The 24611-nt window shown below is 70.4% G+C and carries 25 protein-coding genes; 18 read left to right on the top strand and 7 right to left on the bottom strand.

Going from position 1 to position 24611, the window contains the following annotated elements:
• The 4 genes from RJQ01_RS06880 to RJQ01_RS06865 are packed head-to-tail and all read left to right on the top strand — an operon-like array spanning position 1 to position 2667.
• Positions 1 to 657, top strand: coding sequence for a hypothetical protein (locus tag RJQ01_RS06880; RefSeq protein WP_350475991.1), 657 nt, complete (start codon positions 1 to 3; stop codon positions 655 to 657).
• The gene (locus RJQ01_RS06875) at positions 654 to 950 is read left to right on the top strand and encodes a transcriptional regulator (protein WP_350475990.1); all 297 of its coding nucleotides are present in this window, start codon (positions 654 to 656) and stop codon (positions 948 to 950) included. Before RJQ01_RS06880 ends, RJQ01_RS06875 begins: the two co-directional genes overlap by 4 nt.
• Complete coding sequence (locus RJQ01_RS06870; protein ID WP_350475989.1) at positions 947 to 1879, top strand: ABC transporter ATP-binding protein; 933 nt, start codon at positions 947 to 949, stop codon at positions 1877 to 1879. Before RJQ01_RS06875 ends, RJQ01_RS06870 begins: the two co-directional genes overlap by 4 nt.
• On the top strand, positions 1876 to 2667 hold the full coding sequence (locus RJQ01_RS06865; RefSeq protein ID WP_350475988.1) for an ABC transporter permease: 792 nt from the start codon (positions 1876 to 1878) through the stop codon (positions 2665 to 2667). Before RJQ01_RS06870 ends, RJQ01_RS06865 begins: the two co-directional genes overlap by 4 nt.
• Here the strand turns inward: RJQ01_RS06865 and RJQ01_RS06860 are convergent.
• Positions 2658 to 3284 carry a class I SAM-dependent methyltransferase gene (locus RJQ01_RS06860; protein ID WP_350475987.1) on the bottom strand — a complete coding sequence of 209 codons (627 nt, stop codon included), beginning with the start codon at positions 3282 to 3284 and terminating at the stop codon, positions 2658 to 2660. The two genes, RJQ01_RS06865 and RJQ01_RS06860, sit on opposite strands and share 10 nt — an antisense overlap.
• 171 nt (positions 3285 to 3455) lie before the next feature.
• Between RJQ01_RS06860 and RJQ01_RS06855 the strand changes: the two genes are divergently transcribed.
• The 6 genes from RJQ01_RS06855 to RJQ01_RS06830 all read left to right on the top strand — a co-directional run bounded on the left by RJQ01_RS06855 (position 3456) and on the right by RJQ01_RS06830 (position 9066).
• On the top strand, positions 3456 to 4235 hold the full coding sequence (locus tag RJQ01_RS06855) for a GntR family transcriptional regulator (protein WP_350475986.1): 780 nt from the start codon (positions 3456 to 3458) through the stop codon (positions 4233 to 4235).
• Positions 4232 to 5740, top strand: coding sequence for an MmgE/PrpD family protein (locus RJQ01_RS06850; RefSeq protein ID WP_350475985.1), 1509 nt, complete (start codon positions 4232 to 4234; stop codon positions 5738 to 5740). The genes RJQ01_RS06855 and RJQ01_RS06850 overlap by 4 nt, the downstream gene beginning before the upstream one ends.
• A complete protein-coding gene (gene prpB / locus RJQ01_RS06845) occupies positions 5740 to 6636 on the top strand; it encodes a methylisocitrate lyase (protein ID WP_350475984.1) in 897 nt (298 codons plus the stop codon). Before RJQ01_RS06850 ends, prpB begins: the two co-directional genes overlap by 1 nt.
• Before the next feature lie 45 nt (positions 6637 to 6681).
• Positions 6682 to 7812 carry a bifunctional 2-methylcitrate synthase/citrate synthase gene (locus RJQ01_RS06840; RefSeq protein ID WP_350475983.1) on the top strand — a complete coding sequence of 377 codons (1131 nt, stop codon included), beginning with the start codon at positions 6682 to 6684 and terminating at the stop codon, positions 7810 to 7812.
• Positions 7813 to 7846: 34 nt separating this feature from the next.
• The gene (locus RJQ01_RS06835; protein ID WP_502885239.1) at positions 7847 to 8689 is read left to right on the top strand and encodes an aldo/keto reductase; all 843 of its coding nucleotides are present in this window, start codon (positions 7847 to 7849) and stop codon (positions 8687 to 8689) included.
• Between the two features lie 242 nt (positions 8690 to 8931).
• Complete coding sequence (locus RJQ01_RS06830; RefSeq protein WP_350475982.1) at positions 8932 to 9066, top strand: hypothetical protein; 135 nt, start codon at positions 8932 to 8934, stop codon at positions 9064 to 9066.
• A gap of 16 nt (positions 9067 to 9082) precedes the next feature.
• On the opposite strand, the gene RJQ01_RS06825 is transcribed toward RJQ01_RS06830, so the two are convergent.
• Genes RJQ01_RS06825 through RJQ01_RS06810 form a run of 4 tightly spaced genes read right to left on the bottom strand, consistent with a single transcriptional unit; the run spans position 9083 to position 12718 of the window.
• On the bottom strand, positions 9083 to 9592 hold the full coding sequence (locus RJQ01_RS06825) for a DUF2231 domain-containing protein (protein ID WP_350475981.1): 510 nt from the start codon (positions 9590 to 9592) through the stop codon (positions 9083 to 9085).
• A gap of 9 nt (positions 9593 to 9601) precedes the next feature.
• A complete protein-coding gene (locus RJQ01_RS06820) occupies positions 9602 to 10798 on the bottom strand; it encodes a glycoside hydrolase family 5 protein (RefSeq protein ID WP_350475980.1) in 1197 nt (398 codons plus the stop codon).
• A 4-nt stretch (positions 10799 to 10802) separates the two neighbouring features.
• A complete protein-coding gene (locus RJQ01_RS06815) occupies positions 10803 to 11423 on the bottom strand; it encodes a CoA-binding protein (protein ID WP_350475979.1) in 621 nt (206 codons plus the stop codon).
• A 2-nt stretch (positions 11424 to 11425) separates the two neighbouring features.
• Positions 11426 to 12718 (bottom strand): O-acetylhomoserine aminocarboxypropyltransferase/cysteine synthase family protein, encoded by a 1293-nt coding sequence (locus tag RJQ01_RS06810; RefSeq protein WP_350475978.1) that lies wholly within the window; start codon positions 12716 to 12718, stop codon positions 11426 to 11428.
• A 156-nt stretch (positions 12719 to 12874) separates the two neighbouring features.
• Here RJQ01_RS06810 and RJQ01_RS06805 point away from each other — a divergent pair, with 156 nt between their 5' ends.
• A complete protein-coding gene (locus tag RJQ01_RS06805) occupies positions 12875 to 14116 on the top strand; it encodes a DUF418 domain-containing protein (protein WP_350475977.1) in 1242 nt (413 codons plus the stop codon).
• On the opposite strand, the gene RJQ01_RS06800 is transcribed toward RJQ01_RS06805, so the two are convergent.
• Positions 14113 to 15702 carry a dolichyl-phosphate-mannose--protein mannosyltransferase gene (locus tag RJQ01_RS06800; protein ID WP_350475976.1) on the bottom strand — a complete coding sequence of 530 codons (1590 nt, stop codon included), beginning with the start codon at positions 15700 to 15702 and terminating at the stop codon, positions 14113 to 14115. The two genes, RJQ01_RS06805 and RJQ01_RS06800, sit on opposite strands and share 4 nt — an antisense overlap.
• A gap of 35 nt (positions 15703 to 15737) precedes the next feature.
• On the opposite strand from RJQ01_RS06800, the gene rsmI reads away from it, so the two are divergent.
• The 6 genes from rsmI (at position 15738) to RJQ01_RS06770 (ending at position 22121) form a co-directional block, all read left to right on the top strand.
• The gene (rsmI, locus tag RJQ01_RS06795; RefSeq protein ID WP_350475975.1) at positions 15738 to 16553 is read left to right on the top strand and encodes a 16S rRNA (cytidine(1402)-2'-O)-methyltransferase; all 816 of its coding nucleotides are present in this window, start codon (positions 15738 to 15740) and stop codon (positions 16551 to 16553) included.
• 74 nt (positions 16554 to 16627) lie between these two features.
• Positions 16628 to 18217 (top strand): methionine--tRNA ligase, encoded by a 1590-nt coding sequence (metG, locus tag RJQ01_RS06790; RefSeq protein ID WP_350475974.1) that lies wholly within the window; start codon positions 16628 to 16630, stop codon positions 18215 to 18217.
• 40 nt (positions 18218 to 18257) lie between these two features.
• On the top strand, positions 18258 to 19268 hold the full coding sequence (locus RJQ01_RS06785; protein ID WP_350475973.1) for a TatD family hydrolase: 1011 nt from the start codon (positions 18258 to 18260) through the stop codon (positions 19266 to 19268).
• Between the two features lie 24 nt (positions 19269 to 19292).
• Positions 19293 to 20144, top strand: coding sequence for a 16S rRNA (adenine(1518)-N(6)/adenine(1519)-N(6))-dimethyltransferase RsmA (gene rsmA, locus RJQ01_RS06780; protein WP_350475972.1), 852 nt, complete (start codon positions 19293 to 19295; stop codon positions 20142 to 20144).
• A complete protein-coding gene (locus RJQ01_RS06775; protein WP_350475971.1) occupies positions 20141 to 21148 on the top strand; it encodes a hypothetical protein in 1008 nt (335 codons plus the stop codon). The genes rsmA and RJQ01_RS06775 overlap by 4 nt, the downstream gene beginning before the upstream one ends.
• Before the next feature lie 37 nt (positions 21149 to 21185).
• Positions 21186 to 22121 (top strand): 4-(cytidine 5'-diphospho)-2-C-methyl-D-erythritol kinase, encoded by a 936-nt coding sequence (locus RJQ01_RS06770; protein WP_350475970.1) that lies wholly within the window; start codon positions 21186 to 21188, stop codon positions 22119 to 22121.
• Here RJQ01_RS06770 and RJQ01_RS06765 read toward each other — a convergent pair.
• The gene (locus RJQ01_RS06765) at positions 22051 to 22683 is read right to left on the bottom strand and encodes a signal peptidase II (RefSeq protein WP_350475969.1); all 633 of its coding nucleotides are present in this window, start codon (positions 22681 to 22683) and stop codon (positions 22051 to 22053) included. The two genes, RJQ01_RS06770 and RJQ01_RS06765, sit on opposite strands and share 71 nt — an antisense overlap.
• 50 nt (positions 22684 to 22733) lie before the next feature.
• Between RJQ01_RS06765 and RJQ01_RS06760 the strand changes: the two genes are divergently transcribed.
• Complete coding sequence (locus RJQ01_RS06760) at positions 22734 to 24557, top strand: ABC-F family ATP-binding cassette domain-containing protein (RefSeq protein WP_350475968.1); 1824 nt, start codon at positions 22734 to 22736, stop codon at positions 24555 to 24557.
• The last annotated feature ends 54 nt before the right edge of the window (positions 24558 to 24611 follow it).

The following is a 24611-nucleotide window of genomic DNA, read 5'->3' as shown; positions in this document are numbered from 1 at the left end:
ATGACGACGAACTCCACTCCTCCTGTCGACGACGAGCCGCTGCAGAGCCCGGACGAGGCGCTCGCCCTCCTGCGCGAGCAACAGGGCGCGCTCGAGCGTGATCAGCTGGGCGGGATCCCCTGGATCCTCGGCGTGTGGGGTGTCGCGTGGTTGGTTGGATTCGGCGCTCTGTGGTCGGCCTACGACGACGGCAATCCGTGGTTCCAGTTGCCGCCCGCCGTCGCGGCCGTCATCTTCGCTGCGGCCTTGGTTGCCGCGATGGCGATTTCTGGGTGGATTGCGATTCGCCTCAACCGTGGTGTGCGCGGCCCGTCAAACTTCTCGGGCGCTGTGTACGGAATTGGCTGGCCGATCGCCGGATTCAGCGCGTACCTCATGGGCGTGGCCCTCGCTCTCAACGGTATGGACCGAGAACTGCAGAGCCTGTTCTTTCCGGCGATCTTCGCCCTGGTCGCGGGCGTAATGTACATCATGAGTGCGGCAATCTGGCGATCAGTCGATCAGCTGGTCCTGGGCATCATCATTATCGTCACGGGTACGGCGGCGCCGTTCTTCGGTGCGCCGACCAACAATCTCGTGATGGCGGTGCTCGGCGGCGGGGCCTTCCTCGTCGCCGCGGTCGTCATGCGTCTCTCGTCGAGGAGCGCTACCCGATGACCGAGCTCGATCCGGTCATCCACGCAGCCGCGCGGCTGCGCATCACGGCGACGCTCGCCTCGCTCGAGGCGGGGGACCGCATCACGTTCCCGCGACTGCAGGAGCTGCTCGACATGACCGCGGGCAACCTGTCGACGCATCTGCGCAAGCTCGAAGAGGCTGAGTACGTGGCCGTCGAGAAGAGCCACCAGGGCCGCACGCCCGTCACGTTCGTCACCCTCACCCGGCGCGGCCGTCGCGCCTTCGAGGACTACACCGATGCACTGCGCGCAGTGCTGGGAGGAGAAGAATGACCACCCTCGCCCGCCTCGACTCCGTCACGCGACGGTTCGGGTCGACGACCGCGCTCGACGCGGTGAGCCTCGAGATCCGCTCCGGCGAGATCCTCGGCTTGCTCGGCCCGAACGGCGCCGGCAAGTCGACGATGCTCACGCTCCTGCAGGGCCGCCGCCGTCCCACCTCGGGCACCGTGGAGCTGTTCGGTGGTGACCCGAGCCTCGCGCGGTTCCGCTCCGAGCTCGGCAGCACTCCGCAGGAGACGGCGCTTCCCGACACCTTGCGCGTGAGCGAGGTAATTGATCTGGTGGCGGCGCACTTCCCCGACCGCGTGCCGACGGCGCAACTGGCCGAGGAGTTCGGCTTCGCCGACCTCTTGCGCCGCCAGTGCGGTGCGCTGTCGGGCGGCCAGAAGCGCCGCATCGCGGTCGCGCTCGCCTTCGCGGGCCGCCCGCGCCTCGTCCTCCTGGACGAGCCGACGACGGGCCTCGATGTGGATGCCCGCCACGGGCTCTGGGCCGCGATCCGACGCCACCGTGCCGACGGCGCGACGGTCGTGGTGACGAGCCACTACTTGGAGGAGATCGAGGCGCTCGCCGAGCGCGTCGTCGTGATCGACCGCGGTCGCGTCCTCGCTGACGACACGCTCGACGCCGTGCGTGCGCGGGTCGAGTCGTCCATCGTGTCGCTGCGCTCGCCGAGCGCGGAGCGCATCGCCGAGCTCGCGGGTGTCGTGCGCGCCGAGCGATTGGAAGAGGGAGGGCCCGAGGGCGGCCGTGTCGATCGCCTCGACCTCACGGTCGGCGACTCCGACGAGTTCGTGCGCACCCTGGTGGGGTCGGGTCTGCCGTTCGAGCGCCTCGCGGTGCGCGGCGCGAGCCTCGAGGAGGCCTTCCTCGCCCTGACCCTGTCTGACCCTGCAACGTCTGAGAGGACCCCCGCATGACCACCGTCGCATCCGAGCCCCGCACAACGGGCCGTGTCTCGATGCTGCACCTCTACGGCATGCACGTGCGCGCCCTCCTGCTGGAGACGCTGCGCGTGCCCATCGCGATCATCGGCTCGATGGTGTTCCCGGCGATGTCGCTGCTGTTCTTCGTCGTGCCGAACCGCGCGGTGGCCGACGACCCCGAGCTCGCGACGCAGGCCGTCATCTCGCTGTCGGTGTTCGCGGTCATGGTGAGCGCGCTGTTCAACCTGGGGCTCACGATCGCCGAGAACCGCGAGAAGCCGTGGGACCCGTACCTGCGCAGCCTGCCGCTGCCGCCGGCGGTGCGCATCAGTGCTCAGCTGACGGCGACGAGCGCACTGAGCTTCGCGTCGATGATCCCCGTGCTGCTGGTGGGGGCTCTCGCCACGGCGGCGACGGCGTCGATGAGCGGGCTGCTCCTGGGGCTCGTCGTGCTCGCGGTGACGAGCATCCCGTTCCTGCTGCTGGGGGCGGCGATCGGCTACGCCTTCCCGTCAAAGGCGGCGATCGCGGTGATCCAGGTGGGCATGTTCGGCTTCGCGTTCGCGGGCGGGCTGTTCTTCCCCCCGCAGTTCTTCCCCGACTGGCTCGAGGCGCTCTCGCGCGCCATCCCGGCGCGCCACGCGCGCGAGCTGGTCATCAGTGCGGTCGACGGCACGGCTCCCGATCTTTGGATGCTCGCGGGCGCGCTCGCGTGGACCCTCGCCGCCGCCGCCCTCGTGCTGTGGCTCTACCGCCGCGACGAGGGGCGCCGCTACCGCTGACGCAGCTGGAACACGTACGCGAAGGCCGTCTTGGTGTACGCGACTCCGCGACCGCTGCGGCGGATGCTCTCGGCGTCGACCGGCACGGCGCTCTTCGGGTGGAGATAGGCGTCGAGCTCGGCCCGCTCGATCCGGTAGCGACCGTCGCGGTGGTGAACGGCGGCGACGAGCTCGAGGTCGGGGTCGAGGGCCGCGACGCTTGCGTCGCCGTGGCTCGTGTTGGCGAGCAGGAGCCCGCCGGGAGCGAGGTACGGCCGGCAGTGGTCCCACACGGGGCCCGCGTAGAGCGAGATGATCAGATCGACGCTGCCCTGGGCGATCGGCAGCGACGTGGTGTAGTCGGCGGCGATGAAGGCGATGCGCCGGGCCGTGCTGGCGGGCGCCGCTCCGAGCTCGGACTCCGCGAGGCCTTCGGTGGCGAAGTAGCGAGCGGCTCGCGCGTCGTTGTCGACATAGGTGACGTCGTCGATCGCTGTCGAGGGCGAGAGGTCGAGGTAGCAGCCCGGATAGAGGGCCGTCGAGATGCCCCACTCGCTCACCATCGCTGCGAAGAGGGGCGAGCGATCACCGATCGACTCGCGGTAGCCACTCCACGTTTGCGTTCGAGCAGAGGTCATTCGAGTGCCCTTCCCGTGTGCTGTGCGTCGAGGTTCCTGCTCGTCACCGTAGCGGGCGCGACCACACGGCTCCTCCCCCGGTGGCGATGAGGCTGGGTGCAGATGTATACGTAGGCCGCATGAATTGGGTGGGATCTAGCGCGGGGTCCCCATAATGTATACATTGGAACCATGGCGATCGAGAGTGTGACGCATGCGGGATTACCCGTAGCGTTGCGCACGGCCGCCGATCGCGCCTTCGATGCGCTGCGTGCGGCGATCATCGAGGGCGGGCTTCCCCCTGGCGCACCGCTCACCGAGGTCGAGCAGGCCACGAGGTTGGGCGTCAGCCGAACCCCGGTGCGCGAGGCCTTCGCGCGGCTCATCGCCGCCGGACTCGCGATCGAGCGCGGTCCGCGAACGCTGATTGTCAGCCACATCGAGCCCGCTGACGTGACGGCGCTGTTCGACCTGCGCCGCGCACTCGACGAGCAGGCGGCGCGACTGGCGGCACGAGCGATTGCGGCAGAGACCGCGCTCGTGGCACGCGGCCCCGAGCACGGGGCACGCGGCGCCGAACACGGGGCGCGGATGGGCGACCACTTCGTCGACCTCGCTGCGCGTTTCGCCGCGGTCGACGTCGCGACCCTCGCGGCCGACGACACCAGCCGTCACAGCTACTACGCCCTCGTGGCCGACTTCGACTCCGCGATCGACGCCGCACTCGGCCGCAGCACCTACCTCGCCACCGCGATCGCGAGCGTGCGCCTGCACCTCGCCCGCGTGCGCCGCCTCGCGCGCGACGACGACGAACGCCTTCTCGCCGCCGCCGGCGAGCACCGCGCCATCGCCGAGGCGATCGCCGACGGAGACGCCGAACGCGCGGTCGCCGCCACCCGGTTGCACCTGCACCACGCGCTCACGAGCATCCAGAACCATCTCACCTCCCCCGATCACCAGGAGACCCCGTGAAGACCTACGAGATTCGCACCCACAAGAGCAGCGAGCACCTGCCGCCGAACGAGCAGCTCGCCGGTCGCCTCGCCGACCTCGCCGCCGACACGACGCGACCCCTCGACGCGGCGGCCGTCGACATGGTCATCAACCGCGTCATCGACAACGCCGCCGTCGCCGTCGCGAGCATCGGCCGCGCCCCCGTCATCAGCGCGCGCGGCCAGGCAGAAGCCCACCCGTACACGCCCGGGGCCACCGTGTTCGGCCTCAAGCAGACCCAGCGCGTGAGCCCCGAGTGGGCCGCGTGGGCCAACGGCGTCGCCGTGCGCGAGCTCGACTACCACGACACCTTCCTCGCCGCCGAGTACTCCCACCCGGCCGACAACATCCCGCCGATCCTCGCCGTCGCCCAGCACACGGGAGCCGACGGCGCCGCCCTGGTGCGCGGCATCCTCACCGGGTACCAGATTCAGATCGACCTCTCGCGCGCCATCTGCCTGCACGAGCACAAGATCGACCACGTCGGCCACCTCGGCCCGAGCGCCGCAGCGGGCATCGGCACCCTCCTCGGCCTCCCCGCCGAGACGATCTTCCAGGCCATCGGGCAGGCCCTCCACACGACCACCGCCACACGGCAGTCGCGCAAGGGCGAGATCTCCACCTGGAAGGCGCACGCTCCCGCCTTCGCCGGCAAGATGGCCGTCGAAGCCGTTGACCGAGCACTGCGCGGCCAGACCAGCCCGAGCCCCATCTACGAGGGCGAAGACGGCGTCATCGCGTGGCTGCTCAGCGGCCCGGATGCTCGCTACCAGGTGCCGCTGCCCGAGAAGGGCGAGCCGCTCACGAGCATCCTCGACAGTTACACGAAAGAGCACTCGGCCGAGTACCAGGCGCAGGCGTGGATCGACCTCGCACGCCGCCTCGGCGACGAGCGCCCCGAACTGCGCGACCCCGCCAACATCGAACGCATCGTGCTGCACACGAGCCACCACACGCACTACGTCATCGGCTCCGGCGCCAACGACCCGCAGAAGTACGACCCGACCGCGAGTCGTGAGACGCTCGACCACTCGATTGCCTACATCGTCGCCGTCGCGCTGCAGGACGGGGGCTGGCACCACATCGACTCGTACGCCCCCGAGCGCGCAGCCCGCCCCGACACGGTCGAGCTCTGGCAGAAGATCACGACCGTGGAAGACGCCGAGTGGACCCGCCGGTACCACTCCCTCGACCTGAACGAGAAGGCCTTCGGCGGCCGCATCGAGATCGAGCTGACGAACGGCGACCGGGTCGTCGATGAGATCGCCGTCGCCGACGCGCACCCGCAGGGAGCACGGCCCTTCGGCCGCGCCGAGTACGTGGCGAAGTTCCGGATGCTCGCGCAGGGCATCCTCGACGAAGCCGAGATCGACCGGTTCCTCGACACCGCTCAGTGGCTGCCTGAGCTGAGCGCCGCCGAGCTCGGCGACCTCACCGTCACGCCGATCGATCCCGTGCCGGATGCCCCGAAAGGACTCTTCTGATGCTCTCCACCTCGACCACGCCGAGCCAGCGTCGACACGCCTTTCGCACCGGCCTCGCCAGCGGGCGCCTGCAGGTGCTTCCGGGTGCCTTCACGCCGCTCAGCATCCGACTCATCGAAGACAAGGGCTTCGACGGCGCCTACATCTCCGGTGCCGTCATGGCCGCCGAGCTCGGCCTGCCCGACATCGGGCTCACAACGCTGAGCGAGGTCGCCCACCGCGCCCACCAGATCAGCCGCATGAGCGACCTGCCGACGCTCGTCGACGCCGACACCGGCTTCGGTGAGCCCATGAACGTCGCCCGCACCGTGCACGAGCTCGAAGATGCCGGCGTCGCCGGCCTGCACCTGGAAGACCAGGTCAACCCGAAACGCTGCGGGCATCTCGACGGCAAAGCCGTGGTCGACACCGACACCGCCGTCAAGCGCATTCGCGCCGCCGTCGACGCTCGCCGCGACGCCGAGCTGGTGATCATGGCGCGTACCGACATTCGCGGGGTGGACGGCCTCGACGCGGCGATCGACCGCGCGAAAGCTCTCGAGGCCGCGGGTGCCGACGCGATCTTCCCCGAGGCGATGGCGTCGCTCGACGAGTTCGCCGCCATGCGAGCCGCCGTCGACGTTCCCTTGCTCGCCAACATGACCGAGTTCGGCAAGAGCGCACTGTTCACCCACCAGCAGCTTGCCGACGTCGGGGTCAACCTCGTCATCCACCCCGTCTCGCTCCTGCGCATCGCATTCGGCGCCATCGAACGCGGGCTCGACACACTGCTCTCCCAGGGAACCCTCGACGCGGAGGTGGAGAGCATGCAGACTCGGGGGAGGCTCTACGAGCTGCTCGACTACGAGGCATACAACGCCTTCGACGCGAGCATCTACACCTACGACGGCCGCTGACCGCGGCCCCGCCCCACACCGGCCGATAGCACTCAAGGAGACCCCATGACTGAGACCGAGATTCGCAAGGGCCTGGCGGGCGTCGTCGTCGACGAGACGGCTGTCTCCAAGGTGAACCCCGAGACCAACTCTCTGCTGTACCGCGGATACCCCGTGCAGGAGCTCGCCGATCGGTGCACGGCTGAGGAAGTTGCCTACCTGCTCTGGCACGGCGAGCTGCCCGACGAGCGCCAGCTCGCCGAGTTCGAGACACTCGAGCGCTCGATGCGGCACCTCGACCCGACCGCCAAAGACGCGATCGATGCCCTCCCGCTCAGCGCTCACCCCATGGACGTCGTGCGGACGGCGGTGAGCGTGCTCGGAGCCCTCGACGAGACCCTCACGACCGACAGCACGTGGATCGATACGGACCTCACCCTCGAGCGCAGCATCCGGATGTGGGCGCAGCTGCCCGCGATCGTCGCCTACGCCCAGCGCCGCCTGCGCGACCAGGAGCTCGTCGAGCCCCGTGACGACCTCGGATACTCGGCCAACTTCCTGCACATGACCTTCGGCGAGGTGCCCGAGCTCGTCGTCGTGAACGCCTTCGACGTGTCGATGATCCTCTACGCCGAGCACTCGTTCAACGCCTCCACCTTCACCGCTCGCGTGATCACCTCGACCCTCAGCGACGTCTACTCGGCCGTCACCGGCGCGATCGGGGCGCTCAAAGGCCCGCTGCACGGCGGAGCCAACGAGGCGGTGCAGAACGTCTTCGAGGAGATCGGCTCGGCCGACGGTGCGCAGGCCTGGCTGGATGCTGCGCTCGCCGAGAAGCGCAAGATCATGGGCTTCGGGCACCGGGTCTACAAGAACGGCGACTCGCGGGTACCCACCATGCGGGCGGCATTGGCGACCCTCGTCGAGCACTACGAGCGGCCGGAGGTGCTCGATCTCTACGACGCGCTCGAGACGGCGATGGGGGAGGCGAAGAACATCAAGCCGAACCTCGACTACCCCTCCGGTCCCGCCTACAACCTCATGGGCTTCGACACGGCGCTCTTCACCCCGCTGTTCATCGCCGCGCGGGTCACCGGGTGGACGGCGCACGTGCGAGAGCAGCTCGCGGCGAACGCGCTCATCCGCCCGCTGAGCCTCTACACGGGCCCCGACGAGCGGCACCTTCCCGCATTCTGAGCCAGCGGTCATGCGGGTGAGCGAGAATGAGCGGATGACTGACGCGATCCCCACCCCGCACCTGACCCTCTCCGACGGCAAGTCGATCCCGCAGCTCGGCCTCGGAGTGTTCCTCGTCGAGCCCGATGAGGCCGAGCGCATCGTGAGCGAGGCGCTCGAAGTCGGCTACCGCCACATCGACACCGCCCGGGTGTACAAGAACGAGGAGGGTGTGGGGCGCGCGATCGCGTCGAGCGGCATCCCGCGCGAAGAGCTGTTCATCACCACCAAGCTGTGGAACAGCGACCAGGGCGCTGACACCACTCCCGCAGCGCTCGACAAGAGCCTCGAGCGCCTCGGGCTCGACTACGTCGACCTGTACCTCATCCACTGGCCTGCCCCGAAGTACGGCAAGCACGTCGAGACGTGGCAGTCGATGGTGGAGCTGCGGGAGACGGGCAAAGCCCGCTCGGTCGGCGTCTCGAACTTCCTCGAGAAGCACCTCGACGACATCGCGGCGGCCACCGACGTCTCACCCGTCGTCAACCAGATCGAGGTGCACCCCGCCTTCCAGCAGAGGGCGCTGCGGGCGCATCAGGAGCGGTGGGGTATCCGCACCGAGTCCTGGGGCCCGCTCGGGCAGGGCAAGTACGAGCTCGCCGAGCTGCCCGGCTTCGCGGCGATCGCCGAGGCACACGGCAAGAGCGTGCAGCAGATCGCGATTCGCTGGCACCTGCAGGAGGGGCTCATCGTCTTCCCCAAGACGTCGAAGCGCGAGCGCATGATCGAGAACGCTGACGTGTTCGACTTCGAGTTGAGCGACGACGAGATGGCGACGATCGCGGCCGCCGACACCGACATGCGTGTCGGCGCGCACCCCGACACCACCGACTTCTAGCTCGGGTGGGCCACCACGGCCACCGCACGACACGAGTCGCACAGAACCGGACACCTCGCACGCCCCGACACGTGCGAGGTGTCCGATGTCGTAAGACTCGTGTGCCGACTGACCGCACCAGCACGGTGGCGGGCACGGCCCGCCGACTCGAGAACGCAGCCAGCCCGTACCTGTGCTAGTTCCATGCCGCCTCCCTGGCGGCGGCCGGTGCGTTCAGCGACCAGCGCGGCTGGCCGCTCACCGTGTTCGCGACGCCCCAGGGCCGCACGTTTTTCGCCGCGACCGATCTGCCGCCCGAGCCGATGCAGGGCATCCCCCGTTCTGTCAGGTGCCGGGTGCCCGTCACCACTCTCCACGAGCTCGGCCCGCTCGACTGACGGCAAGGCTACGGTGTCAGCCGCCGACGCGTTCCTGCCAGGTGGCCACGGCTCCAGAGTGGCCGACGCGCACCGTGAACCAGATGGCGACGACCGCGGCAGCCCCGGCGACAGTCGAGATGGCGATGCGCCACCAGAGCAGCGCCCGCGATGCTCGCGTCGGGGCCCGATTCGCGGTCGCGCGGCTCGCGAGCTCGGCTGTGACCGCCCACACGACGCTGAGCGCGAGTGTGATCGCCGCGATCAACGGCAGGTCCTCGCCGAGCTCCTCGTGCACGCTCGCCTCGCCCACGCGATCGGAGAGGGCTTCACCCGACTCGGCCGCGACACAGGTCGACAGCGCTCCGACCGCGAGCGCCGCGACCACGCTCCAGCGCACCCACCGGGGTGCGCGAGGCAGCGACATGACGACGAGGAGGGCCAGCGCGGCCAAGGGCAGCACGACGACGGTCACGTGCACGACAAGCGGGTGCACGGGGAGGCCACCGACGAGGTCGAACACGGTCACCAGCGCTGGAGTCGTCATGACCCGACACTAGTCGGCGAGCAGCTCGCGCACCGCCGTGCCGGAGGGCGCCCGAGGCGCGAACTGCTCGCCCTCGACAAGGGCGAACCGGGCATCCGGTGAGGTGTCATCCGTGATGTCCCACCACGCCCAGGCCAGCGCCCCGACCGCGTGGTCCTCAGCCCAGTCCCATGCGGCGCGCACGAAGGCGTCGCCTCCATCGCTCTGCCCGAACTCGGCGACCAGGAGGGGCACCTCCGAGGCGAGAGGCTCGAGCTCGCGCGCCCAGCAGGCCGAGTCTCCGCACCGCTTGGACGGGTAGAGGTGCACTCCCGCGATGAGCTGGTCGTCGTCGGGAGCCGCCGCGGCCCAGCCGCGCAGGTCGTTCGCATAGTCGAGGCCGCCCAGCACGATCGGTTGCGTTGCCCCAGCGCTGCGCACAGCATCGACGAGCGCGTTCATGCCGACGGTCACATAGGTCTGGCCGCTCAGGCTCGCGCTGCGGTCGTTCTCGACGGGGGCGGAGCACCCGCCCTCAGCCCAGCACGACCAGTCGAGGGCGAAGACCGCCGCCCCCGTCACGGGGTCGACGCGCGAGTGCGGTTCGTTGAAGACGTCGAAGAGCACGCCGCGGTGCTTGCGGTACTCTCCCGCGACGTCGCTCCAGAACGTGATCGACCGTGCGTCCGGCATGGGTCGCAGCCCGTCGGCGGCAACGCCCGTCGGGGCGCTCCAGTGCAGGTCGAGGATGACCACGAGCCCGGCGTCGGTCAGGCGAGCCACCCACTCGCGCAGGGTCGCCCGGTACTCGGCGCCCGTGCCGAAGGCCGAGGCGGGCCGCTCGTCGAACCAGCAGTCTTGATTGAGCGGCACGCGCACGGCCGTCATGCCCCACTCCGTCATCGCGGCAACGGCGGCATCGACGTCTCCGCCATCATTGTGGCCGCGACCCTGGATGCACGCGTACTCGAAGCCCGGCCAGTTCGCACCGAGCAGCTCGACCCTCTCGCCGGTGCGGCGGTCGACCAGCTGCGCGCCGCGGACTGCGACGACGGGCGTTGTCGCGGTCGCGCTCGTGAGAGCGAGCCCGCTCTGGCGCGTGGGCTGCTCCGGCCAGCCCACGGCGAGTGCGAGCGTGCCGACGGCGGCGACGCTGAGCACGAGGAGCGCGGCCGTCGTGAGAGCGAGGAGGCGCCTCTGTCGGGCTCGGGGTGCGCGCGCGGTCATACCCCTAGTCTGCGCCCCGCGGTGGACCCGATGCGCAGCGCACCTGGCGGCGCGAGCTGATCACGCCCGTGTCGAAGCCCATGAGGTGCAGGCCGCCGTGGAACCGTGCGTGCTCGACCTTGATGCAGCGGTCCATGACGACGGTGAGCCCCTTCGACTCGCCGTAGACGGCGGCCTCTTCGTTCCAGATGCCGAGCTGCACCCACACGGTGGGGGCGCCGACGGCGAGCACGTCATCGATGACGGTGGGGATGTCGCTCGCCTTGCGGAAGACATCGACGATGTCGGGCACCTCGGGCAGGGAGGCGAGGTCGGGGTACGCTTTCTCGCCCAGGATCGTATCGGCGTTCGGGTTGACGAAGTACACGCGGTAGTCGCTCGACTGCTGCAGGTAGGTGCCGACGAAGTACGAGGAGCGCGCGGGGTTCGGCGAGGCGCCGACGATGGCGATCGAGCGCGCGCGGCGCAGGATGCTCAGCCGCTCCTTCGCGCCGGGCCCCACCCAGGTGCGCTGAGACCTGAGCTGCGTGGCGAGCGGCGAGCTCGCGGGAATCGCGCACGTGAGCCCGTTCGCGAGCGTGACCGTCTCGGTGGCCGAGCTGTCAGCACCAGCCGTGTCAGACATCCTCATGCTCCTTTCGCCGCGTCGAGCGCCTGATCGAGGTCGTCGATGATGTCGGCGACGTCCTCGATACCGACACTCAACCGCACGAGGCCCGGTCCGATTCCCGCATCGAGCAGCTGCTGCTCGGTCAGCTGCGCGTGCGTCGTCGAGCCGGGGTGGATGATGAGCGTCTTCGCGTCGCCGATGTTGGCGAGATGGCTCGCCAACTGAACGTTCTCGATGACCGACTGACCCGCGGCGCGGCCGCCGGCGACATCGAAGCTGAAGACGGCACCCGGCCCCAGCGGCAGGTACTGCTGCGCGCGGTCGTGGTGGCGGTGCGAGGGCAGGCCCGCCCAGTGCACGGCCTCGACGCGATCATCGGCGTCGAGCCACTCGGCCACCGCGCGGGCGTTGTCGACGTGCGCCTGCATGCGGTAGGGCAGCGTCTCCACCCCCTGCGCGAGCAGGAACGCCGAGTGCGGCGCGAGGGCCGGGCCGATGTCGCGCAACTGTTCGGCGCGCAACCGGGTGAGGAACGCGTACTCGCCGAAGTTACCGTGCCAGGTGAGGCCGCCGTAGTGCGGCACGGTCTCCTCGAACAGCGGGAAGGTGTGGTTCGACCAGTCGAAGCGGCCGGACTCGACGACGACACCGCCGAGGGTCGTGCCGTGCCCGCCGAGGAACTTGGTGGCGGAGTGCACGACGATGTCGGCACCCCAGTCGATGGGGCGGCACAGGTACGGGGTTGCGATCGTGGAGTCGATCACGAGGGGGATGTCGGCGGCATGGGCGACGTCGGCGAGGCCCGCGATGTCGGCGATGTTGCCGCTTGGGTTGGCGACGGTTTCCGCGAAGAGGAGCTTCGTTCGGCCGGGGATGATCGCCGCGGCGTAGTCGGCCGGGTCGTCGCTCGCGACGAACGTCGTGTCGATGCCGAACCGGCGCAGGGTGACGTCGAGCTGCGTGATGGAGCCCCCGTAGAGGGTCGAGGAGGCCACGATGTGGTCGCCCGCGCCCGCGAGGGAGGCGAAGGTGACGAACTGCGCGCTCAGCCCGCTCGCGGTTGCAACGGCGCCGAGGCCGCCTTCGAGGCTCGCGATGCGCTCCTCGAAGCTCGCGACGGTCGGGTTCGCGAGGCGCGAGTAGATGTTGCCGTACTTCTGCAGAGCGAAGCGCGCGGCGGCGTCCTCCGTCGAGTCGAACACGAAGGCGCTCGACTGGTAGATCGGCATCGCCCGCGCACCCGTCGCCGAGTCGGGCACGTTGCCCGCGTGGATTGCCCTGGTCTTGAATCCGTATTCGCGGTCGGCCATCCCTCCAGGCTAGGCGAGCGGATCGGGCGCGGCGCGGCAGGCCGTCACATTCCGTAGCGTGGTGCTCGGGCGTGGCGTGCGTCCACCCGTAGGTGGGCGCGATATCCACCGTCCGGGGGAGGCGCGCTCCCGCGCCGCTCTCGTAGTGTCGGTGGCATGAGCGAGTCGACAGCCTCCCCGACCCCCGCTCCGCCGAGCGGACCGACCTCCCGACGCGATCGGGCCCTCGCCCCCGATGTGGCCCGCGGCCTCGTGCTACTGGGCATCGCCGTGGCGAACGTTCCGTTCCTGCTGTGGGGTCGCGAGCTCGGCCTCCTGTTCAAGCCGGTGACGGATGCCCCCGCCGACCCCTGGGTCAACGCTGCGGTCGCTCTGCTCGCCGACAACCGCAGCTACCCGCTCTTCGCGCTGCTCTTCGGCTACGGCCTCACGCAGATTCTGTCGCGCGAGCACGCGCGCGGTACGCAGTGGCGCGGGGTGCGGCGCTTGCTGGTGAGCCGCAACCTGTGGCTCATCGCTTTCGGTGCGGTGCACGGGGTGCTGCTGTTCTTCGGCGACATCCTCGGCGCCTACGGCCTGCTCGGCCTGGCCCTGGTGCTACTCATCCGGGCGTCGGGCAAGATTCTCGCGATCGTCGGCTGGATCTCGTTCGGCGTGCTCGCGATCACGGGTTTCGCCGAGGGTCTCACGGGACTGCTGACCAAGTTCGGAGGCGCCGAGGCAGGCCTCGCGTTGTTCACCTCCCCCGGGGCAGACACCTACCTGCTCGCCACTCTGCAGCGCGCCCTCGAGTGGTCTCTCGCCCTCGTCGCGATTCCGTTCGGCGGGTTCGGGCTACTGGCGCCCATGATTCTGGGCATGTGGGCGGCGCGGCGGCGCATGCTCGAGGAGCCGGGGCGTCACCGCCGTGCTCTCGGACTCATGGCGGGCATCGGCGTGCCCGTCTCGCTGCTCGGTGCGCTGCCGATGTGTCTCGCGCTGCTGGGCGTGTGGGAGCCGGGCATCCTCGGGGAGCCTTTCGTCGGCATGCTGCACGTGGTGACGGGAGCGATCGGCGGTGCCGGCTACGTGGCTCTCATCGCCCTCCTCGTCGGCGGTGCTGGCAAGGGCGGCCCGATCTCGCGGCTGTTCGCGGCACTCGGGCAGCGCTCTCTCAGCGGTTACCTGGCACAGTCGGTCGTGTTCCTCGTGCTGTTCGCGCCGTACACGTTCGGGCTCGGCGGCACGGTCTCCGTGGCCGAAGCCACCCAGATCGCGGTGCTGACCTGGCTCGGCACGCTCATCGCGGCCGCGATTCTCGGCGCGCTCGACAAGCCGGGCCCCGCCGAGTGGCTGTACCGGCGCATCGTCTACCGGCGGCGCCCGGCGCTCCCTGCCCCCGCGACTGCTCCGATCTAGATCCAGCTGGGCAGCCAGTAGTGCAGGCGCAGGAACTCGAGCGGTATCGGCGTGCCCGTCCACAGCGGCAGGAAGAACGCGCTCACGACGACGAGCATCGACACGGTGGCGACCACGAGCGCTGAGCCGAGACGCCGGCGCTGGACGGTGTCCGAGGGCCTGCCGAGCACGGCACCGAGCACGCTGACGAGCGCGAGCACGAGGAACGGCGTGACGACGATCGTGTAGAAGAAGAAGGTCGTGCGCTCGGGGTAGAGCATCCAGGGCAGATAGCCGGCGGCGACGCCCGTGAGGATGACCGCAATCGCCCACGGTGAGCCCACGAACGGCAGCGGGCCGGTGCTCGAGGCTCCCTCGTGCGGCTCCGCGCCGGCGGCGGTCGCGATCACCGGTCGCCTCCGCGCGCGCCACGCCGCCATGCCGCACCCGACGAGAATCACGAGCACGGCGGCCACCGACCCCCACCACAGCAGCGGGTTCGGGATGCCCGTGAGCGCCTCGGCGGTGCCATCGCCGCGGTCGACGTAGTGCATGTAGGTGGGGCGCAGCAGCAACGGCCAGCCGGCCGCCGGCGCCTCGTAGGGGTGCGGCGTCGACTCGCCGACGTGGTAGCCGTAGACGCTCTGCTGGTACGCCCACCAGTTCTGCAGGGCATCCGGCATCGCCCCCAGGATGCCCGGCCACCGCTCGGCATCCGCGATCGTGCGCGACCGGCCGTAGCCGCCGGTCGTCGCGAACCACCCCCACCACGTGGCGAGATGCGCGGCCGCGGCCACGGGGATCGTCACCAGCACGCTCAGCGGGGCTTGCCGCAGCAGCGTGCCGCTCGCCCACAGTGCGACGCCCGCGCGCCGCCGGTCGAGGGCATCGGCGACGACGGTGAGCACGGCGAAGGCGGCGAAGAGATAGAGGGCGCTCCACTTGACCGACACGGCGAGGCCGAAGAGCGCCCCGGCGGCGAGCAGCCAGGGGCGGGCCACGAGGGCGGGCCCCCAGTCGGTGGGCCGGCCGGCCGCGCGCCGCGTCGCCAGCCAGTGATCCAGCCGCGCGCGGGACGACCGCCGATCGAGCACGACCGCGATGACGGCCAGCACCACTGCCAGGGCGAGCACCCCGTCGAGCAGGGCGACGCGGCTCATGACGATGGCGTTGCCGTCGATCGCAAGCAGCCCTCCCGCGAGAGGGGTGAGGGTGGTCGAGCGCCACAGCAGGTGGGCGAGCACCATGAGGGCGGCGACGAGCAGAACACCCGAGACGGCGACACCGAGCCGCCAGCCGTAGGGGTCGGCAGGCCCGAGAGCGAGAATTCCGAGGGCGATGACCCACTTGCCGAGCGGTGGATGCGCCACGAACGCCGCGCTCTCGCCCACGGTCGGGGGTGTACCCGTGGCGAACAGCTCGTCAGAGCCGTCCGGCCAGCGACCTTCGTAGCCGAGCTCGAGCAGCGACGCGGCGTCCTTCACGTAGTACGTCTCGTCGAAGACGAGCACCCCCGGCTGGTCGAGCGCGATGAGCCGGGTGGCGGCGGCGACGCCGAGGACGGCGGCGGGCATCCCGAGGCTCAGAAGTCGCTCTCGGGTGGCCACGCGCCCATGCTACGGCGAGGTGGGAGGATGGCCCGATGATCGTGCTCGCGGCGACGCCTATCGGCAACCTCGGTGATGCGAGCGGGCGCTTGGTTGAGGCGCTCGAGCGCGCCGAGCTGGTTGTCGCGGAGGACACGCGCACGGCCGCCCACCTGCTGCGAGCCCTCGGCGTCGAGAACAGGCCGCGTATGGAGGCCCTGCACGAGCACAACGAGCGTGAGCGGTCGGCCCAGCTGGTCGAGCGGGCGCGGGAGAGCGACATCCTGGTGCTGACCGACGCGGGGATGCCCGGCATCAGCGACCCCGGATACATCCTCGTCGAGGCGGCCATCGCCGCCGACGTGCGCGTCACGGCGCTCCCGGGGCCGAGCGCGGTGCTGACGGCTCTCGTGCTGAGCGGCCTGCCGACCGACCGGTTCGCGTTCGAAGGGTTCCTGCCGCGCAAGGGCCGCGCCGGCGCGCTGCGCGCGCTCGCCGCGGAGCCGCGCACCCTGGTGTTCTTCGAGGCGCCGCACCGCATCGCCGCGGCGCTCGCCGACGCTCGGGACGCCTTCGGCGCCGAGCGCCGCGGTGCCGTCTGCCGCGAGCTGACCAAGCGCTACGAGGAGGTCGCCCGCGGGTCGCTGGGCGAGCTCGCCGAGCGGTTCGCGGAGGGCGCCCGGGGTGAGATCGTGCTCGTCGTCGAGGGCGCCAGTGCGGGCGGGGCCGACTTGCCGACCGCGGTCGAGGAGGTGCTCGCGCGCACGGCTGCGGGGGAGCGGCTCAAGGACGCGGCCTCGGCTGTCTCCGACGCGACGGGTCTCGGCAAGCGTGAGCTGTACGAGGCGGCGCTCGCCGCTCGCCGGCCCTGACGCCGGCCTGCCGCGCAGCCGCTGCACAGCGGCGCCGTCACATGCAGGAGCCCGCCCGTAGGATGGGGGGCATCATGGCCGCCGCTGAGACCTTCTCCATCACGACGCCGATCTTCTACGTCAACGACGCCCCGCACATCGGGCACGCCTACACAGAGGTCGCCGCCGACGTTCTCGCGCGCTGGAATCGGCAGAGCGGGCGTGACACGTGGTCGCTCACCGGCACCGACGAGCACGGTCAGAAGATCCTGCGCACGGCGGTCGCCAACGGTGTGACCCCGAAGGAGTGGGCCGACAAGCTCGTCGACGAAGCCTGGGTGCCGCTGCTGAAGACGATCGACATCGCCAACGACGATTTTGTCCGAACGACTGAAGTGCGGCATGAGAGCGTGGTGCAGGCGTTTCTGCAGAAGCTGTATGACACGGGATTCATCTACGACGGCGAGTACGAGGGCTTCTACTGCGTCGGCTGCGAGGAGTTCAAGCAGCAGGGCGACCTCGTCGACGGCGCGGGCGAGTTCGACGGCCAGTGGGTCTGCCCGATCCACGGTCGCCCGGTGGAGGTGCTCAAGGAGAAGAACTACTTCTTCCGCATGAGCGACTTCCAGCAGCGCCTGCTCGACCTCTACGAGTCGCAGCCCGACTTCCTGCAACCCGACAGCGTGCGCAACGAGATCGTGTCGTTCGTGCGCCGCGGCCTCGACGACCTGTCGATCTCGCGGCAGAGCTTCGACTGGGGCGTGCGGGTGCCGTGGGATGACAGCCACGTCGTCTACGTGTGGTTCGACGCCCTGCTCAACTACGTCTCCGCTCTGGGTTGGGAGCCGACCGCGGATGCCCCCGCGTTCGAGCGCTTCTGGCCGAGCAACCACATCGTGGGCAAGGACATCGCGCGGTTCCACTCCGTGATCTGGCCGGCGATGCTCATGGCCGCCGATCTGCCGGTGCCGCGCCGCGTGTTCGCGCACGGCTGGCTGCTCGTCGGCGGGGAGAAGATGTCGAAGTCGAAACTGACGGGCATCGCACCCAGCCAGATCACCGAGGTCTTCGGCTCGGATGCCTTCCGCTACTACTTCCTGCGCGCCATCAACTTCGGGCAGGACGGCTCGTTCAGCTGGGAAGACTTGAGCGCCCGCTACCAGGCCGAGTTGGCGAACGGTTTCGGCAACCTCGCCTCGCGCGTCGTGTCGATGGTCGGCCGCTACTGCGACGGCATCCTGCCGCCCGCGACGGAAGTGACCGAGGCTGAGGAGCGCATTCACGCGGTGCTCGCCAGCGCCGTCGCGCGGGCGGAGGCGGCGATGGAGCGCTTCGCGATCCACGAGGCGCTCGCGGCGATCTGGACTGTCGTGGACGAGCTCAACGGCTATCTCACCGAGCAGGAGCCGTGGAAGGTCGCGAAGGACGAGGAGCGCACAGCGCGCCTCCACACGATCCTCTACACGGCAGCGGAGGGCCTGCGCGCGCTCGCCGTGCTGCTGAGCCCCGTGACGCCGCAGGCGACGCAGAAGCTGTGGCGGGCGCTCGGCGCCGAGAGCGCGCTCGGCTCGCTCACCGACCAGCGCATCCCCGACGCCGGAGAGTGGGGCCAACTGCCCGCCGGCGCGGTGGTGTCGCCCATGGAGGGACTGTTCCCCCGCATCGAGCAGGAGGCGACCGTCTAGCGACGTCGCGATGACCTGCAGGGGAGAGAAGGAGAGACTCATGAGTGACCCGGTCGACCCGCACGTACGCACGCGCGCCGCGATGGAGGATTCCAGCCGCGATCTGAGCTACCCGCCGAGCCCCGAGGCGCTTGTCGTTCCGGTGTACGACAACCACACGCATCTGGAGATCGCCGACGGCGAGAACCCGCTGCACTACCGCGAGCACCTCGATCGAGCATCCGCGGTCGGCGTGCGCGGGGTCGTGCAGGTGGGCACCGACGTCGTCACCAGTCGCTGGTCTGCCGCGGTCGCGGCGCGCGAGCCCCGCGTGCTCGCCGCGGTCGCGCTGCACCCCAATGAGGCTCCCGCGCTCGTGGAGGCGGGCGAACTGGATGCCGCTCTCGCGCAGATCGACGAGCTGGCCGCGCAGCCTCGCGTCGTCGCGATCGGTGAGACGGGCCTCGACTTCTTCCGCACCGACTCCGAGGGCGGACGCGCCGCGCAGATCCGGTCCTTCGAAGCGCACATCGAGCTCGCGAAGAAGCACGGGCTCGCGCTGCAGATTCACGACCGCGACGCCCACGACGACGTCGTGCGCACGCTCCTGCGCGTCGGCGCACCGGATCGCGTGGTCTTCCACTGCTTCAGCGGAGACATCGAGTTGGCCAGCATCCTCGCCGAGCGCGGCTGGTTCGCCTCGTTCGCTGGCACGGTGACGTTCAAGAATGCGCGCAATCTGCGCGACTCGCTCGAGGTGCTGCCGCGTTCGCTGCTGCTCGTGGAGACCGACGCGCCGTTCCTCACACCGCACCCGCACCGCGGCCGGCCGAACGGCCCGTACCTGCTGCCGTGGACGGTGCGCGCGATCGCCGACTATCTCGGCACCGACGCCTCGATGCTGGCGGCGCAGCTGAGCTCCAACACCGAGCTCGTCTACGGCCACTGGGATGCCGAGCCGGTCACCTCGCCGGGCGACCCGTGGGCGGACCGCATCGAGGAGATCCCCGGGCATCCGGCCGACTTGACCGACGGGCCCGATCACTCGGGCTCCAGCGCTGCGGGCGCCTGACCCTTCCGCGATGACGATCCTGCCGTGAGCGCCCTTCTCGGCCCCGCAGAGGTGCGCGATCTCGCCGAGCAGCTCGGCGTGCAGCCGACGAAGCGGCTCGGGCAGAACTTCGTGCACGATGCCAACACGGTGCGACGCATCGTCGCCGCAGCCGGGCTTCCCGCCGGCGCGACCGTGCTTGAGGTGGGGCCCGGGCTCGGATCGTTGACGCTCGGGCTGCTGGAGGCCGGGCATCCGGTTGTCGCCGTGGAGATCGACGCGCGCCTCGCCGCCCAGCTGCCGCGCACGGTCGAGGCGCTGCAGCCGCATGCCGAGCTCACGGTCGTGACCGCTGACGCTCTGCGCATCGATGCCGACGCTCTGCGGGGGGCTGAGAACCCACCGACGGCTCTCGTCGCGAACCTGCCCTACAACATTTCGGTACCGGTGCTGCTGCACCTGCTCGCCACCGTGCCGAGTCTGGAGCGCACCCTGGTCATGGTGCAGGCCGAGGTCGGCCACCGCATCGCCGCGCCGCCGGGATCGAAGGTGTACGGCAGCCCGAGCGTGAAGGCGCGCTGGTACGGGCCGTGGCGCGTCGAGGGCACCATCAGCCGCCACGTGTTCTGGCCAGTGCCGAACGTCGACAGCGTGCTGGTGGGCATGACGCGCACGCCGCCTCCCGGCTCGGAGGCCGACCGTGTGCGGCTCGGACACATCGTCGATGCGGCGTTCGGGCAGCGTCGCAAGATGCTGCGGCAGGCGCTGGCTGAGCTCTACGGGTCGTCCGGCGCGGCGACGGCCGCCGTGGAGACGGCCGGGCTCGATCCGACGGCGCGGGGCGAGCAGCTCGGCTTCGACGACTTCCTCCGGCTCGCGCAGGCACCCTCGTGGTGACCGCCGCGCGGCCGGAGGGCGTCGGCCCGGTGCTGGGCTGGCCCGCCGAGCATCCTGTGCCGGTCATCCTCGGCGGAGTCGGGGTGGGCTTTCTCGTGGGAGCGCTCGTTCCCGACCTCGCGGGGGCACCGGATGCTCTGGTCGCCGCGGTCGTGGCCGTCGCGATCGCGATCACGCTGCTGCCCGTGCCGCTCATCTCGCTCGGCCGAGCAGTCGTGGATCGCCGTTTCCTTCTCGCCGTGGTGGGGCTCAACGTCGTTGTGTCGCCCGTGCTCGCGCTCATCCTCAGTCGCGTGGTCTTCCGCGACCCCGACCTGCAGCTCGGGCTGCTGCTCGTGCTGCTGGCCCCCGGGGTCGGCATCGTCGCCATCTTCGTGCGGCGAGCCGGCGGGGCGGTCGAGTCGCTGCTCGCGACCGCGCCCCTCATGCTCGTCATCCAGGCGGTGAGCCTGCCGACGCTCATGGTGCTGTTCACGGCGGGCGACGGCTTCCTGAGCCTCGACCTCTCGCGCCTGCCGCTCGCGGTGCTGCTCGGCATCGTCACCCCCGCGGCGGTCGTCACCGTCGTGCAGCTGATCGCCGCTCGCGCACCCCGTCTGCAGCGCGCCAGCCGCCGGGGAGCGGCACTCGCCGTGCCGGCGACGGCGATCGCGGCCGGCGTCGTCGCCGCGGTGTGGCTGCCGCGCGCCGCGGAGCGCAGCGAACTGCTCGTCGCCGTCGCCCCCCTGTTCGGCGTCTACCTCATCCTCATGACCCCGGTCGGCATCCTCGTCGGCACGGCCGCGGGCCTCACCCTCTCGCAGGTGCGTGCCGTGACGTTCAGCGGCGCCGCACGCAACGGCCTCCTCGTGCTGCCGATCGCCATGGCGTTCGAGTCGGGTTTCGAGCTCGTGCCGGTGGTCGTCGTACTCGGTATCGGCATCGAGGTCGTGGGGCTCTTCGTGTACCGCCTTCTGGTGCCGAGCGTCACGCAGCAGTCGCGCGGCCCGCTCGCGCAGGACTAGGAGAACGCGCGCCAGGCTGCTCGCATAGGCTGGTGACATGACGGCAGCGGCGACCCCTCCTGTGGTGCACGCGAGGGCGCCGGGCAAGATCAACGTCTTCATGAAGGTCGGCGCTCTCCTCGACGACGGCTACCACGACGTCGCCACGGCCTACCAGGCGATCTCACTCTACGAGGAGGTCTTCGCCCGTGATGCGGACGACTTCTCGGTGCGCTTCCGTGGCCCGATCGACACGCGCGACCTCACGACCGACGGCAGCAATCTCGCCATTCGCGCTGCCCGACTGCTCGCCCGCACGACCGGCTATCGGGGCGGTGTCGCGCTCGACATCGAGAAGCACGTACCGGTCGCCGGCGGCATGGGGGGCGGCTCTGCCGACGCGGCCGCGACGCTCGTAGCGTGCGACCACCTGTGGGGCACGCGACTGGGCCGAGACGAGCTGCAGACTCTCGCCGCCGAGCTCGGCGCAGACGTTCCCTTCGCCCTCATGGGCGGCACGGCCGTCGGCACGGGTCGGGGTGACCGGCTCTCACCCGCCCTCGCGCAGGGCACCTTCCACTGGGTGCTGGCGCTTGCCGACTCCGGCCTGTCGACGCCCGAGGTCTACGCCGAGCTCGACCGGCATCGCGAGCGCCACGCGAGCGACATCGCTCCGGCGCCAGAGCAGCCGGCGGTCGAGGTCGAGGTGCTGCAGGCCTTGCGCGCGGGTGACGCCCATCAGCTCGCCGAGTACCTCTACAACGAGCTGCAGGCGCCCGCCCTGCACCTGCAGCCGGAGCTCGCGCAGACCCTCGAGCAGGGCGAGCTGCAGGGAGCACTCGCGGGCATCGTCTCCGGTTCGGGGCCGACGGTCGCCTTCCTGGCGGCCGATGCGGATGCCGCGCTCGAGCTGCAGGTAGCGCTCAGTGCGTCCCGGCTGACGGTGCTGCGGGCGACGGGTCCTGTGCACGGTGCACGGGTCGTCTCGGGCTGACGCCGATCAGGCTCAGCAGCACGATCGCGATCGCTCCTCCGACGAGCGCGATGTCGGCCACGTTGCCGACGAAGAACCCGAAGTAGTCGATGAAGTCGACGATCTCACCGCGCCCGAAACCCGGCTCACGGAACAGTCGATCGCCGAGGTGGCTGATCGCCCCGCCCAGCAGTGCTCCGCCCGCCAGGGCCCACGGCACGCTCGAGATGCGCGCCACGAAGACGGCGATGCCGACCACCGCGATCGCGGCGACGATAGCCAGGATCCACGTGTAGTCGCCGCCGATGCCGAACGCCGCACCGGGGTTGTAGACGAGGCGCCATTCGATCGCGTCGCCGATCACGGGCACACCGACGCCGCGCTCGAGGGTGGCCTCCGCCCAGTACTTGGTGCCTTGATCGAACAGGATGATGCTCGCCGCCCACACCAGGGTCCACGGCAGAACCTGGCGGATCGGTCGGGTCTCGACCGGCTCCACCGCACCGGGCGCGCTCGCCCCCGGCAGGGGTTCGTCAGTGGGGGCGGAGTCGGCGGGCGTCGGGCGAGACTCGTCGGCAGGCATTCCCCTATTCTGCCCTGCCGCGCCCAGGACCAGCACCTAGGCTGTGCCGAATGGCCCACCTGCTGGGAGCCGAGCAGCTCCGCGTCGAATACCCCACCCGCATCGTCCTCGAGGGCGTCACGGTGGGCGTCGGCGACGGCGACCGCATCGGCGTCGTCGGGCGCAACGGCGACGGCAAGTCCACCCTGTTGCGCATCCTCGCCGGCCTCCAGGAGCCCGACGACGGCCGCGTCACGCGCCGCCGCGGCGTGACCCTCGGGATGCTCGACCAGACCGATGACCTGGGCACGGGCCGCACGGTCATCGACACCGTCGTCGGCGGCCGCGACGAGCACGAGTGGGCGGGCGACGCAAACGTGCGCGACGTGCTCGCGGGGCTCATCGCCGACATTCCCGGCAGCACACTGGTTGACGACTTGAGTGGCGGGCAGCGGCGCCGCGTCGCGCTCGCCGCGCTCCTCAGCAGGGAGTGGGACATCGTCGTGCTCGACGAGCCGACCAACCACCTCGACATCGGCGGCGTCGCCTGGCTCGCCGAGCACCTGAAGCGGCGCTGGCCGCGCGGTCAGGGCGCCCTGCTCGTCGTGACGCACGACCGGTGGTTCCTCGACGAGATCAGTCAGGACACGTGGGAGGTGCACGACCGCATCGTCGAACCCTTCGAGGGCGGCTACGCCGCATACGTGCTGCAGCGCATGGAGCGCGACCGCCAGGCGGCCACCATGGAGTCGAAGCGGCAGAACCTCATGAAGAAGGAGCTCGCCTGGCTGCGACGCGGCGCCCCTGCCCGCACGGCCAAGCCGAAGTTCCGCATCGAAGCGGCCAACGCGCTCATCGCCGACGTGCCTCCCCTGCGCAACACGGTGGAGCTCGCGCAGATGGCGACTTCGCGCCTCGGCAAGGACGTCATCGACCTGCTCGACGTGAGTGTGAGTTTCGGCGACACCGAGATCCTCCACGACGTCGAATGGCGCATTGCGCCCGGCGAGCGCACGGGCATTCTCGGCATTAACGGCGCCGGCAAGTCGACCCTGCTGAAGCTCATCGACGGCTCGCTCGAGCCGACCACCGGCCGCGTGAAGCGCGGCAAGACCGTCGTCGTCGCGACGCTCGACCAGCAGCTGGGCGACCTGAGCGCCGTCGCCCACCAGCGCGTGAGCGCCGTGATCGCCGAGAAGCGCACGACCTATGTGACCGGCGGCAAAGAGCTCACGCCGGGGCAGCTGCTCGAGCGCATGGGTTTCACCTCGGCACAGCTCTCGACTCCGGTGAAAGACCTGTCCGGTGGCCAGAAGCGCCGCTTTCAGCTGCTGCTCATCCTGCTCGACGAGCCGAACGTGCTCATCATGGACGAGCCCACGAACGACATGGACACCGACATGCTCGCCGCGATCGAGGACCTGCTCGATTCGTGGCCGGGCACGCTCATCGTCGTGAGCCACGACCGCTACCTGCTGGAGCGCGTGACCGACAACCAGTACGCGATCCTGGGCGGCCGGCTGCGGCACCTGCCGGGTGGCGTCGACGAGTATCTGCGCATCGCGGCGTCCGCCGCGGCGCCCACGGGATCGCAGGATGCGGGGCGCGCGACCGTCGCCTCCGTCACCGAATCGGGCGGAGCATCCTCGACCCCTGCCCCGGCCTCACGGCTGTCTGGTGCCGAGAAGCGCAACGCTGAGAAGGAGCTCGCTGCCGCCGACCGCAAGATCGCGAAGCTGCAGGGCCAGATCGACGCGCTACACGTGCAGCTCGCCGAGCACGATCCCGCCGACTACACCGGGATGGCTGCCCTGCACGAGCAGGTGCGCGCGCTCGAGGCGCAACTCGCAACGGTCGAGACGCGCTGGCTCGAGCTCGGCGAGCTGCTCGGGTAGGCTGGTACGGCGCCGTCACGGCGCAAACCTTCAGCGCGGTGCCGCGCCCCCTGC

It is taken from the genome of Microcella sp., from assembly GCF_040286215.1.
Lineage (GTDB): Bacteria > Actinomycetota > Actinomycetes > Actinomycetales > Microbacteriaceae > Microcella.
The sequence above is the reverse complement of the archived record's forward strand: the minus strand, read 5'-3'. Positions and strand labels throughout refer to the sequence as shown.